This is a genomic window from Streptomyces sp. NPDC003691 (assembly GCF_053981115.1).
The window spans coordinates 1-13,151 of sequence record NZ_JBSFNQ010000032.1 but is presented as its reverse complement, the minus strand read 5'-3'; the positions used below and the strand labels follow the sequence as shown (position 1 = coordinate 13,151).

At 73.0% G+C, this 13,151-nt stretch carries 4 protein-coding genes and 1 pseudogene; 2 read left to right on the top strand and 3 right to left on the bottom strand.

The genetic code is table 11. From position 1 onward, the window contains the following. Positions 1-77 precede the first annotated feature (77 nt). The 3 genes from ACWDR0_RS17140 to ACWDR0_RS17130 form a co-directional block, all read right to left on the bottom strand. Positions 78-2,918, bottom strand: a complete 2,841-nt coding sequence (locus tag ACWDR0_RS17140; RefSeq protein ID WP_456352501.1) for an AAA family ATPase — start codon at positions 2,916-2,918, stop codon at positions 78-80. Between the two features lie 79 nt (positions 2,919-2,997). After that, entirely contained in the window at positions 2,998-3,849 is an 852-nt protein-coding gene (locus tag ACWDR0_RS17135; protein WP_456352500.1) for a mycofactocin-coupled SDR family oxidoreductase, read from the bottom strand. Positions 3,850-4,472: 623 nt separating this feature from the next. Beyond that, complete coding sequence (locus ACWDR0_RS17130) at positions 4,473-4,724, bottom strand: acyl carrier protein (RefSeq protein WP_456352499.1); 252 nt, start codon at positions 4,722-4,724, stop codon at positions 4,473-4,475. A gap of 142 nt (positions 4,725-4,866) precedes the next feature. On the opposite strand from ACWDR0_RS17130, the gene ACWDR0_RS17125 reads away from it, so the two are divergent. Both ACWDR0_RS17125 and ACWDR0_RS17120 read left to right on the top strand, forming a co-directional pair. After that, entirely contained in the window at positions 4,867-6,441 is a 1,575-nt protein-coding gene (locus ACWDR0_RS17125; RefSeq protein ID WP_456352498.1) for an AMP-binding protein, read from the top strand. 90 nt (positions 6,442-6,531) lie between these two features. Beyond that, positions 6,532-13,151 (top strand): annotated as a pseudogene (locus ACWDR0_RS17120) (SDR family NAD(P)-dependent oxidoreductase); the annotation flags it as partial.

The following is a 13,151-nucleotide window of genomic DNA, read 5'->3' as shown; positions in this document are numbered from 1 at the left end:
GGGCCGGAATCCCCGGCGCGCCACCCCCGCGCCCACGGGCCGGAACCCGCGAACGCGTCAACCCGCTGTCCGTGGTCTCAGCTCGCGATGTCCTCGCGGTCCGCGGGCAGCAGACCGTTCGGGCCGGTGAGACCGTCCGGCTGTGCGCCGCTGTGTCCGTGCAGCTCGTACACCGCGAGAAGATCGGTGCGCCGGGTGATGCCGAGCTTGCGGTAGACCCGGGTGAGGTGCTGTTCGACGGTGCTGACGGTGATGCAGAGCATCTGGCCGATCTCCCGGTTGGTGTGCCCGAGCGCCGCCAGCTCCGCGACCCGCCGCTCCGCCTCGCTGAGCACCTGCCGGGTCTGGTGGTCGCCCTGGCGCCAGCCCGCCAGCGCGGCCGTCCGCTGGTCCGCGTCGCCGTCGTCGTCGGTGTGCAGCCCCGGCGCGAGACAGGCCCGGGTCACCTGGGTGGCGCGCCGCGCCAGCAGCCGGGCCTGGTCGTACTCGCCCAGCTTCTGGTGCGCCAGGCTGAGGTCGTTGAGCGCCTTGGCCAGCTCCAGCCAGTCCTGTGCCGCGGTGAGGAACTCGACGCTCTGCCGCAGCAGTGCCGGGCGCCCGGCCGATTCCCCGGCCGCGGCCAGGACCCGCAGCGAGATCCCGCGGATCCGGACGTCCGCCGAGCGTGCCCGCTCCAGCTGCTGCCGGACCAGCTCCCTGGCCTCGGCGGTATGGCCCAGCTCCAGATTGACCTGGGCCAGATTGCTCCGCCAGCGGTTGAGCGTCGGCAGGTCCACCTCCATCTCGCGCATCAGCCTGCCGCAGAGCTGGAAGTCGCCGCCCGCCGCGAGCGCCTGGTCGGTGGCGAGGAAGAAGGAGCCCCGCGCCTCCAGGTAGTACAGCCCGAGGAACGTCTCGAACATTGCGTCCGGTACGGGCTGCCGCAGTACCTCGGCCGCGGCCTCGTACTCGCCCAGGCAGGTGCGCGCGGCCACCAGGGTGGCGCGCGGCAGCCCGATCAGCAGGCCCCAGCCCTTGGCGGGCAGCAGCCGGAGCGCCCGCTCCGCCTGCTGGACGGCGGTGGCCAGATCGCCGAGCCGGAGCGCGATGCTCGCGCTGATACCGCTGAGCACCGCCTGCCAGGTGGTGTCGCCGAACCGGACCGCCTCCTGGGTGAGCCGCTCGCACCAGGCGCGCGCAAGCTTCGGCTGGCTGCCGCACCGCAGGGCGAGCAGGGCGCCCGCCACCACCTCCAGGGCGGTCTCCCCGACATGGCAGCTCTGGAGGATGTGCCGGGCGGACGTGGTGGCCGTATCGCTGCCGCCGCGTACCCAGAACGTTGTCATCCGGTCGACGGCGTGCGCCCAGGTGCCCAGCCGGGCCGGGACCGGGGGACGGGACCGGTCGGCGGCGGGCGCCTTCAGCCGCCGGTCGGAGCCGAAGTACCAGTGGAACGTGGCGGACAGCTCGGCGGCGCCGCACGGATCGAGCCCCTCCGGAGTCCCGGCCAGCGCGGCCGCCGTACGGGCCGCCGCCTCGACCTCCCCGTGCCACAGCGAATACCGCACGACGGTGACGGCGGCGGCGGCCGGCAGCTGTCCCGCCGCCGCCGCGCTGCGCAGCAACGGCAGATAGGCGGTGGCCAGCCCGGGATTCCCGCGCCAGAGGACCCGGGTCAGTTCGTACATACTGGAGTGACGTTCCTGCGGGTCGCTGCTCGCGTCCACCGCCAGCTCCAGACAGCGGATCGCGGTGTCCGTGTCGTCCTGGGCCAGCGCGTGCTCGGAGGCGTCGCGCAGCGCGGCCACCGCCCATGGCCCCGGTGCCTGGTCGGCGGCGAGCAGATGCCGGGCCACGTCGATCGCGGCGGTGCCCTGCTGGTGCAGCAGCCGTGCCGCCTGGGTGTGGACCGCGGACCGCTCGCCGTGCGGCATGCCGTCGAGGATCGCGGTCTCGCCGCGCGGATGCCGGACGCGGCCGCCCAGCAGTACCCCCGCTTCGTCGAGGATCCGGATATGGCCCTCGGTCTCCTCGGGCCTGCTGCCCAGGAGCTGGGCCATCAGGGCCGGTGTCGAGCGGTCGCCGAGGACCGCGGCGGCCCGGGCGGTGCAGAGCAGTTCGGCGTCCCACCGGTAGAGACAGGCGAGCAGCGCCTGGGCGTAGGCGACCCCGACCGCGGGTACGTCCCGGTCCGGGGCGTCATCGTCCGGTTCCGTGCCCGGGCGGTCCTCGATCGCCGCGTGCAGCAGCATCGGATTGCCGCCGGTGAGGCGGTGGTATCCGGCGAGCAGCGGTGCCGGTCCGGTGATTCCCGCCTCCTTCGCCAGCAGGGTGGAGACGTCCTCGGCCGACAGCGGCGCGAGCCGGATCTGCCGGTACGGATGGCGGGTCAGCTCGGCCCGGAACCCGGGCAGTGTGGGCTTGTCCCGGTGCCATTCGCTGAGGACGATCAGCAGCCGCGCGCCGGCCGTCCTGCGCTGGAGCGAGAGCAGCAGCCGCAGCGACGCCGCGTCGGCGAACTGCACATCGTCGACGGTGAGTACCACCGGCTGCTCCGCGCACAGTTCCAGGAGTAACCCGCAGAGCTCGCGGGCCTTCGCGTCCGGAGTGCCGTACGGAGCAGGCTGTCCCGATTCCCAGGTCCCGGCCGGTTCCTCCGGGCCGCCGGTGAGCAGCGCGGCGTGCTCCGGCAGGGAGACCGCCGGGCCCGCGCTGCGGAAGAGCTGGTCGATGATGCCCATCGGCAGTTCGCGTTCGGCCCGCGAACCGGTGGCGCCGAGCACCAGGGCGCCCGACTTCACCGCCTGCCGTGAGAACTCGTGCAGCAGATGTGTCTTGCCGCCGGCCAGACCGCCCTCGACCAGGGCCAGTCCGCCGTTGCCGGTCATGCTTTCCGCAAGCAGTGCCCGTAGTTGGGACAACGCTGCGTCATACCCCATTCTCGCCATGTGTGCCTACCCCCGAACTCGGCTTTTCCTCGTATTGAGCGAGACAGCACGCCGACGGCACGTGCCCCGTTCACAGGCGGTGTTTGGCGATGGCACCTCCGTCGATCCTCAGCTGTGTTCCGGTGACGTAGCGCGATTCGTCCGAGGCCAGGTAGACCACGGCGTGGGAGACGTCCGAGGTGGAGACATGGGTGATGGGCATGGCCTGGATGGTGGCCAGGATCGGTGCGATGTCCTCCACGGTCGGGTTCTCCAGGTCCGGGCGGTAGGTCCGGAACATCGCCTCGTTGCGGGCCATGTCCGTGTCCACGGTAGTCGGGTGGACGGAGTTCACCCGAATGCCGCGCGGGGCGAGTTGGAGGGTGAGTTCCTTCATGTACTCGACGAGGACCTGCTTGCCGAAGCGGTAGCCGACGTAGCCCGCGCCGGCGATCTCCTCCTCGCCGACGGACGGCACCAGGCTGGCGATCGAGCCGGAGAGGATCACCGAGGCGCCGTCGCGCAGATAGGGCAGCGCGGCGTGCACGGTGTTGAGCACCCCGACCAGATTGACGTCGATGCTGGCGGCGAAGCCGTCGACGGTGACGTCCTCGCCCATGGGGAGGATGCCCGCGTTGGGGATGAGTACGTCGAGACCCCCGTCGAGCTCCGCGACGCCTTCGGCGACGGCCGAGCGGATGGCGGCGTAGTCCCGTACGTCGGCGTACTTCACGACCGCGCGGCGTCCGGTCTCGCGGACCCGTCTGGCGGTCTCGTCGAGGTCCTCGTTGCTGGCCATGGCATAGCCGGCGTTCGCGATCTCCTTGCAGAGGTCCACGGCGACGATATCGGCGCCCTGGCGGGCCAGTTCCACCGCATGGCTGCGGCCCTGGCCCCGTGCGGCACCGGTGATCACTGCGACCTTGTTCTCGACCCGACCCATCCTGGTGGACCCTCTCACTCGACGGGAGCTCTGCCTTCGATGCGGAAAAAGCAAAGTGTTGTTTTACCGGGGGGTGGGGCAGGTGAATCGCCTGCGCACGGCACGGGAGACGTCGGTGAATCGCCGTCGCGTTCACCCGGAAACGGCGGGGGGACCGTCGGGTGGCCGAGGCCGGATGCGGGGCGCCCACCCGCCGGACCGGTGATCTTGGCCGCAATACTGTCCATCGTGGTGGTCGCATTATTTGTCCGACGGTTCGGGCGGCGCAACTGTCTCGGGGGACTTTCCGCTTGATTGCGCCGCGTCCACCTGCGGTGCGCAAGCGTTTCCCTAGGTTTTGTTAAAACTGCTTGACAGTGCACTGATTTTGGGCTGATTTGCGTGCGCGTCGCGCGGTGCGGCCGGTGATCCCGGCCGAGCGGATGATGACATTCCTTCAATTATTCCCGCGTAGCTATCGTTGAACCGTCAATCATCAGGGCTGCGGTGCCGGTCCGGGGCTTCTGGGGTCGATAGGGGTGTCCGCCGGGCCCGGTGCCCGTCAGTATGGCGCCCGTCCCGGAAGAGACGCGTACGCCGGAGCTCCGGGTGCCGGGGCGGGCCCGGCCGGACGATCCGCCGGGTCATTCGGCGGGTGCGGTGGTCATCCGCGAAATACCGGCCCAGATCCGGCCGGGAGTTGCGAATGTTTCCAGGCTGAGCAGGTCGTCCACGAACCGGATCCGATACTCCGCCTCCAGTTCGCTGATCAGCTCCACCGTGGCCATGGAATCCAGACCGTAATCCCGGAGCGAAGTTTCCTCGTCGAGCGTATCGGCAGCCGAAATAAACGGAAGGTATCGGCGCAGTATGGCGTCGAACTTGGTGTCGAGCATGATGACTCCGGATCAGAGACGGTAGACGGCATGACGGTGTTCCGACATGACTGTGTTCCGGCACGACTGTGTTCTTCGCGATGCAATACCGCTACCGGAGGCATCGGCAACCCCTATCTCCCCTTACTCGTTTGGAGACGGAATGTCCGACCTGGTGGAATCCGCGCTGACGGCACGCTTCCTGCGGGGCCTGGCGGCCGCCCCCGCCGGTACCGCGCTGCGGATCGGCGCCCGCTCCGTCAGCTACTCCGAGCTGCACGAACTGGCCCTGCGCCGGGCCGGGGCGCTGCACGCCGCGCCGGACGGGCCCCCGGGCGTCGTCGGCGTACTGACCGGCCGCGGTATCGACGGCTACGCCGGCATCCTGGCCGCGCTGTACGCCGGAGCCACCGTGGTCCCGCTGCACGCGGGCTTCCCGCTCGAACGCACCCGCCGGATGCTGGCGGCGGCCCGGGCCGACGCGGTGATCGCCGACGGGCCCGGCCTCGCCGCCCTGCGCGAACTCGCCCGGACCGGACTCCGCCCGCCGGTCCTCGCCCCGGGGGCCGGCGACGACGGTTCCCTGCCGGTGATCCCGGCGACCGCGAGCCCCCTGTCCGCCCCGGTCCCGGTGCGCGACCGGGACACCGCGTACATCCTCTTCACCTCGGGCTCCACCGGCCGGCCCAAAGGCGTGCCGATCACCCACGGCATGGTGCGGCACTACTTCGGCCTCGCCGACCGGCGCTACGACTTCACCGCCGCCGACGCCTTCTCCCAGACCTTCGACCTGAACTTCGACTGCGCGATGTTCGACATGTTCTGCGCCTGGGGCGCCGGAGCGAGCCTCCATCCCGTCCCGGCCACGGCCTACCGCGATCTCGCCGGCTTCTTCGCCGAACGCGCCCTGACCGTCTGGTTCTCCGCGCCGAGCGCCATCACCCTGGCCCGCCGCGGCGGCTGCCTCACCCCCGGCGCCATGCCGACGCTGCGCTGGAGCCTGTTCGCCGGCGAGGCACTGCGTGCGGCGGATGTCGCCGACTGGCAGGCCGCGGCAGCCTCCTCCGCCGTCGAGAACCTCTACGGACCCACCGAACTCACCCTCACCGTCACCGGCCACCGCTGGTCGCCCGGAACCTCGCCGGACCTCTGCGTCAACGGACTCGTCCCGATCGGCGCCGTACACGAGGGCCACGACCATCTGCTCCTCGCCCCGGACGGGCAGTTCTCCGGCCATGAAGGCGAACTCTGTGTCACCGGACCTCAGACGACCCCCGGTTATCTCGACCCCGGGGACGACGACGGACGGTTCCTCCGGCACGACGGCCGCTCCTGGTACCGCACCGGGGACCTGGTCCGCGCCCTGCCCGGCGGCGAACTGGTCTATCTGGGCCGCCGGGACTCGCAGGTCCAGGTCAACGGCTGGCGGGTGGAGCCCGCCGAGGTCGAGTTCGCCCTCGCCTCCTGCCCCGGGGTACGGGACGCGGTCGCCGTGACCCGCCCCGCGAACGGCACCGCCGAACTGGTCGTCTACTACACCGGCGACCCCGTACCGCCCGCCGAACTCGCCAAACGGCTCGGCGACATCCTGCCCACGGGCATGCTGCCCCGCCGGTACACCCATCTGGCGGAGTTCCCGCTGAACTCCAACCGGAAGATCGACCGCCGCCGCCTGGCCGCGGACGCGGCCGGGGAGGCGGCGGGGGAGGTGGCCGGGGAGCCCCGGGACCTCCCCTGACCCTTAGGGGTCGTTAGGGGCGCCCGTACCGCGGCGGCTGCGCGATCGTGACCCGCAACGGCAGGCGGGAAGAGATCGCGGAGGAACCTCGTGACGTCGGCACACACGCTGAAAACGCTGCCCGCACCCGAGCGGATCCGAGTCCTGGTCGAGCTGGTGCGCGAGCAGGCGCGCACCGTGCTCCGCGAGGCAGGCGAGGAGCCCGGGGCCGTCGACCCCGCCCGCCCGTTCCGGGAACTCGGCGTGGACTCCCTGGGCCTGGTCAGGCTCCAGCGGCTGCTCGGCACGGCCACCGGACTGGACCTTCCGCCCACCGTCGCCTTCGACTTCCCGACGGCGGCCGGACTGGCCCGCCATCTGGACGCCGAACTCATGGGCCCGGCCGAATCCGCGCCGCCCCCCGCCGGGGACCCCGCGCCGCCCCCCGCCGCCGACGAGCCGGTCGCCGTCCTCGGTATCGGCTGCCGCTTCCCCGGCGGGGTGGCCTCCCCGGACCAGCTGTGGCACCTGGTCGCCGGGGCCCGGCAGGTGGTGGAGGAGTTCCCGGACGACCGCGGCTGGGACCTCGAACGGCTCTACGACCCCGACCCCGCGACCCCCGGTTCCACCTATGTCCGCCACGGCGGATTCCTCCGCGGCGCGGCGGACTTCGACGCCGGGTTCTTCGGCATCAGCCCCCGCGAGGCACTGGCCATGGAACCCCAGCAGCGGCTCGTCCTGGAGACCGCGTGGGAGGCCCTGGAACACGCCGGGATCAACCCCGACACCCTGCGCGGCAGCGGCTCCGGCGTGTTCATCGGCGCCGACCCGCAGGACTACGGCATGCCGCTGCACGAGGCCCCGGACGGCCTCGACGGCTATCTGATGACCGGCAACTCCCCGAGCGTCCTCTCCGGACGGGTCGCCTATGTCCTGGGCAGCGAGGGCCCGACCCTCAGCGTGGACACGGCATGCTCCAGCGCGCTGGTCGCCCTCCACCTCGCCGTCCAGTCACTGCGCGCCGGCGAATGCGACCTGGCGCTCACCGGCGCCGCGTCCGTCATGGTCCACCCCGGGGCCTTCACCTCCTTCAGCCGCCAGCGCGGACTCTCCCCCGACGGGATCTGCCGCCCCTTCGCCGCCGCGGCCAACGGCACCGCCTGGTCCGAGGGCGCCGCCGTGTTCGTCCTCGCCCGGCTCTCCGACGCCCGCCGCCTCGGCCATCCGGTGCTCGCCGTCGTCCGCGGCACCGCCATCAACTCGGACGGCGCCAGCAACGGACTCACCGCGCCCAACGGACTCGCACAGCAGCGCGTCATCCGGCAGGCCCTGGCCAACGCCGGACTCGGCCCGGCCGACGTCGACGCCGTCGAGGCGCACGGCACCGCCACCACCCTCGGCGATCCCATCGAGGCCCGGGCACTGATCGCCGCCTACGGCACCGCGCACTCGCCCGAGCACCCGCTCCGGCTGGGCTCGGTGAAATCCAACATCGGGCACAGCCAGTCCGCGGCGGGCGCCGCCGGACTCATCAAAATGATCATGGCGATGCGGTACGGGGTACTGCCGCCGACGCTCCATGTCGACACCCCCACCCCGCATGTCGACTGGTCCGCCGGAACCGTCCGCCTGCTGACCGAAGCCGTGCCCTGGCCGCCGGGCGACCGCCCCCGCCGCGCCGGGATCTCCGCCTTCGGCGTCAGCGGCACCAACGCCCATCTCGTCGTGGAGGAGCCACCGCCCGCCGAACCCCTCCCCGAGCGGAAGCCACTGCCCGAGGGGCCGCTGCCCACCGCCTTCGCCGCCCGCTCCGCCCCGGCCCTGCGGGCCCAGGCCAGGAACCTGCTGGACACCGTACGCACCGAACCCCGCCCCCGGCGGGACGACCTCGGACACACCCTCGCCACCGGCCGCGCCGCCATGCCGCACCGGGCCGTACTCCTCGCCCGGGACGACGGCGAACTCCGGGCCGCACTGACCGCCGCCGCCGCCGGTGAAACCCACCCCGCGCTGGTCACCGGCGCGGCCACCGGCGGCGGACTCGCCTTCCTCTTCACCGGCCAGGGCAGCCAGCGGTACGCCATGGGCCGCCGCCTCTACGACGCCCACCCGCGCTTCGCCCGGGCGCTCGACGAGGCGATCGGCCATCTCGACCTCCAGCTCGAACACTCCCTGTGGGATGTGCTCTTCGCCGACGACGACCCGGCGAAGACGGCACTCCTCGACCGGACGGCGTACGCCCAGCCCGCACTGTTCGCCCTGGAGACCGCGCTCTACAGACTGGTCGAGTCCTGGGGGCTGCGCCCCGACTTCGTCGCCGGGCACTCGGTCGGCGAACTCACCGCGGCCCATGTCGCGGGAGTCCTCGGCCTCCCCGACGCGGCCATGCTGGTGGCCGCCCGCGGCCGCCTCATGGACGAACTCCCGGAAACAGGCGCCATGGTGGCCGTCGGAGCGCCCGCCGACGAGGTCCTGGAGCTGCTCCGGACCGTGCCCGGTGTCGACCTCGCCGCGGTCAACGGACCCGCCGCGGTGGTGATATCCGGCGACGAGACCGGAACCCTCCGGGCCGCCGCCGAACTCGCCTCCCGCGGCCACCGCACCCGGCGCCTCCGCGTCAGCCACGCCTTCCACTCGGCCCTGATGGAGCCGATGCTCGCCGAGTTCCGCCGGATCGCCGAGCTGATGACCTACGAACGGCCCGCCATCTCCGTCGTCTCCAACGTCACCGGCTCCCTGCTCGCCACCGAACGGCTCCGCTCGCCCGAGTACTGGGTGGAGCACATCCGACGGCCCGTGCTCTTCGCCGACGGCATCGCCTTCCTGGAGGCCGCGGGCGTCACCACCTTCCTGGAGCTGGGCCCCGACGGAGTGCTCTCGGCGATGGGACAGGAGTGCGCCGCCGACCCCGCCGCCTGCTCCTTCGTCCCCGTCATGCGCCGCGACCACGACGAGGAGACCGGGCTCCTGTCCGCCGTCGCACGGGCGTACGTCCGGGGAGCGCACGTCGACTGGGCCGCCCGGTTCACCGAGGCCCGGCGGATCGCCCTGCCGACATACCCCTTCCAGCGGGAGCGGTACTGGCTGACCGCGGAGCGCACCACGGGCGACGCCCGCGGCGTCGGACAGCAGCCCGTCGGCCACCCCCTGATCGGGGCGGCCCTGACCCCGGCCGGCGGGGACGGCATGCTGCTCAGCGGCCGCCTCTCGGCCCGTACCCAGCCCTGGCTGGCCGATCACACCATCGCGGACAGCACCCTGCTGCCCGGCACCGCGTTCGTGGAACTCGCGCTGCTCGCCGCCGACCGGGCGGGCTGCGACACCGTGGAGGTCCTGGACCTGGAGGTGCCGCTGAGCCTGCCGGACGACGGCGGGACGGCGGTACAGATCGTCATCGGGGAACCCGGCGCCGACGGCCGGCGAACGGTCGCCATCCACGCCCGCCCCGAGGACAGCACCGACGACGACTGGACCCGGCACGCCGGGGGCGTCCTGGCACCCGCCGCCACCACGCCCGGAACATCCCCGGGGCCGGAAGCGGCCGTCTGGCCGCCGCCCGGCGTGGAACCGGTCGACGTCACCGGCTTCTACGGCGAACTCGCCGGGGAGGGGTACGGATACGGGCCCGCCTTCCGGGGACTGCGCGCCCTGTGGCGAACCGAGGGCGAGGCCTACGCGGAGATCGCTCTGCCCCCGGGCCACGACGGCGGCGCATACGGTCTCCACCCCGCTCTCCTCGACGCCTCCCTCCATGCGCTCGGCCACGCCCTGCCCCAGCCCGACGGCCGGGTCACCCTCCCCGTCGCCTGGCACGGCGTGACCCTGCACACGGGCGGCGCAAACCTGGTCCGGGTACGTATCACCGCAACCGGCCCCGACACCGTCCGAGTCCGTCTCACCGACGCCACCGGCACACCCGTGGCGACCGTGGACTCCCTGGCCGTCCGGTCCGTCGAGGCCGCCCGGATCGGCCCCACCGCCACCAGGGGTGCCCTCCTCCGCGTCGACTGGCCGGAACTGCGGCTCACCGAACCCGCCCCGGCCGGCACCTGGTCCGTCGCCGGACCCGACCCGTACGGCCTCGGCAACGCCCTCGGCGCACGGCCCGCGGCCGGTCCGGCCGAGGCGGCCGGTGCCGACCTGGTGCTGATCACCCCGACGGCCACCGGCGAACCCGCCCCGCACACCGCGGCCCGCGCCACCACGGCCCGGACCCTGACCCTGCTCCAGGAATTCCTGGCGGGCGAACAGACGGCGGCGGCCCGGCTGGTGGTGGTCACCGCCGACGCCGTACCGGCGCTCTGGACGGCGCCCCCCGTTGATACGGCACTGGCCACCGCCCCGCTGTGGGGGCTGGTCCGCGCGGCCCAGGCCGAGCACCCGGGCCGGGTGGTGCTCGTCGACATCGGTACGGAGACGGCCGGGGGAGCGGCAGCGCTCGCACCACTGCTCCGGGCGGCCGCGGCCTGCGGGGAGCCCGAGGTGGCCGTACGCGACGGCCGGCTGCTCGCCCCCCGGCTGGTACGCGCCGCGGCCCCGGGGCGGAAGGCTGCCCTGCCGGAACCGGCCGGTCCGGCTGATCCTGCCGGTCCTGCGGGTCCTGCGGGTCTTGCTGGTCCTGCGGGTACGTCCGGCGACTTCGGCGGCTTCGGCGGCTTCGGCGACGGCACCGTGCTCATCACCGGCGGCACCGGCGGACTCGGCGCACTCGTCGCCCGCCACCTGGTCACCGAACACGGCGTACGACACCTGATCCTGGCCGCCCGCCGAGGTACCGGGGCACCCGGCGCCGAACGGCTGCGCTCCGAACTCACCGCCGCCGGAGCCGCCGTCACCATCACGGCCTGCGACGTCGCCGACCGGGACGCGCTCTCCCGCGTACTCGACACCGTCCCCCGCCAACACCCCCTCACCGGAATCGTGCACGCGGCGGGCACCGTCGACGACGGCACCTTCGAGGACCTCGGCCCGGACCGCATCGGCACCGTCTTCGCCCCCAAGGCCGACGGCGCCTGGCACCTCCACGAACTCACCCGGGACCTCCCCGTCCGGGCCTTCGTCCTCTTCTCCTCGGCCGCGGGCTTCCTGGACGCCGCGGGGCAGGCCAACTACGCCGCGGCCAATACCTTCCTGGACGCCCTGGCCCGGCAGCGGCAGTTGACGGGACTGCCCGCCACCTCCATCGCCTGGGGACTCTGGCCCCGCGAACACGGCATGGGCGCCGGACTCTCCGACGTCGCCGTACACCGGGTCGCCCGCCTCGGCCTGCGCGAACTCACCGTTGCCGAGAACCTTGCCCTGCTGGACGCCGCGCTGCGCTCCGGGGAGGCGTTCACCGCCCCCCTCCGGTTCGACGCCCACGCCCTGCGCACCGGGCCCGGCGGCGTACCACCGCTGCTGCGGACCCTGGCCCGGGTGCCCGGCCGACGGGTGGCCGGCCCGGGCAGCCCGGGGGCGGCCGCCTCCGCACCGGCCGCACAGCAGCTCACCCGGCTCGCCGGGCTCACCGGCGAACAGCGGCGGGAACACCTGCTCGACCTGGTGCGCGGTCAGGTCGCGGCCGTTCTCGGTCACTCCGGAGCGGACGCGATCGACGCCGCACGCGCCTTCAGCGACCTCGGCTTCGACTCGCTGGCCGCGGTCGAGCTGCGGAACGCCCTGCACACGGCCACCGGTCTGCGGCTCTCCGCCACCCTCGTCTTCGACCATCCGACGCCCCGCGCGCTCGCCGCACACCTCGGGGACCGCCTCTTCCGGGACGGCCCGGAGCGGGCGGTCACCCCGCCCGCGGCACCCGCGGCGTCCGACGAACCGATCGCGATCATCGGTATGGCCTGCCGCTACCCGGGCGGGGTGACCACCCCGGAGGACCTGTGGCGGCTGGTCGCCGAAGGCCGGGACGCGATCGCCGACTTCCCCGGCGACCGGGGCTGGGACATCGCCGAGCTGTATGACCCGGAGCCCGGAAAGCCCGGGAAGACGGCCACCAAGGAGGGCGGATTCCTTTACGACGCGGCCCTGTTCGACCCGGACTTTTTCGGGATCGGTCCGCGCGAGGCCGTGGCCATGGACCCCCAGCAGCGGATCATGCTGGAGACCTCCTGGGAGGCGTTCGAACGGGCGGGCATCGACCCCCGCTCGGTCCATGGTTCGGCTACGGGTGTCTTCACCGGGGTCATGTACCACGACTGGGCGACCCGGCCCGGCGAGATACCGGAGGAGTACGCGGGCTATCTCGGCAACGGCGGGCACACCGCCGTGGTGTCCGGGCGGGTGGCGTATGCCTTCGGTCTGGAGGGCCCGGCGGTGACGGTGGATACGGCGTGTTCGTCGTCGCTGGTGGCGCTGCACCTCGCGGCCCAGGCCCTGAGGTCCGGCGAATGCACCCTGGCCCTGGCAGGGGGCGTCACCGTGATGTCCACGGCGGACACGTTCGTCGATATGAACCGCCAGGGCGGCCTGTCACCGGACGGCCGCTGCAAGTCCTTCGCCGCCGGGGCCGACGGCACCGGCTGGGGCGAGGGGGCGGGGGTGCTGTTGGTGGAGCGGTTGTCGGATGCGGTCCGGCTGGGGCATCCGGTGCTGGGGGTGGTGCGGGGTTCGGCGGTGAATCAGGACGGTGCGTCGAATGGGTTGACGGCTCCGAATGGTCCTTCGCAGGAGCGGGTGATTCGGGCGGCGTTGGGGTCGGCGGGGTTGGGTGCGGGTGATGTGGATGTGGTGGAGGGGCA

What these genes read in the sequence shown, in the direction of transcription:
- ACWDR0_RS17140 (WP_456352501.1), bottom strand. Translation starts at nt 2,918, where the DNA reads ATGGGGTATGACGCAGCGTTGTCCCAACTACGGGCACTGCTTGCGGAA.
- ACWDR0_RS17135 (WP_456352500.1), bottom strand. Translation starts at nt 3,849, where the DNA reads ATGGGTCGGGTCGAGAACAAGGTCGCAGTGATCACCGGTGCCGCACGG.
- ACWDR0_RS17130 (WP_456352499.1), bottom strand. Translation starts at nt 4,724, where the DNA reads ATGCTCGACACCAAGTTCGACGCCATACTGCGCCGATACCTTCCGTTT.
- ACWDR0_RS17125 (WP_456352498.1), top strand. Translation starts at nt 4,867, where the DNA reads ATGTCCGACCTGGTGGAATCCGCGCTGACGGCACGCTTCCTGCGGGGC.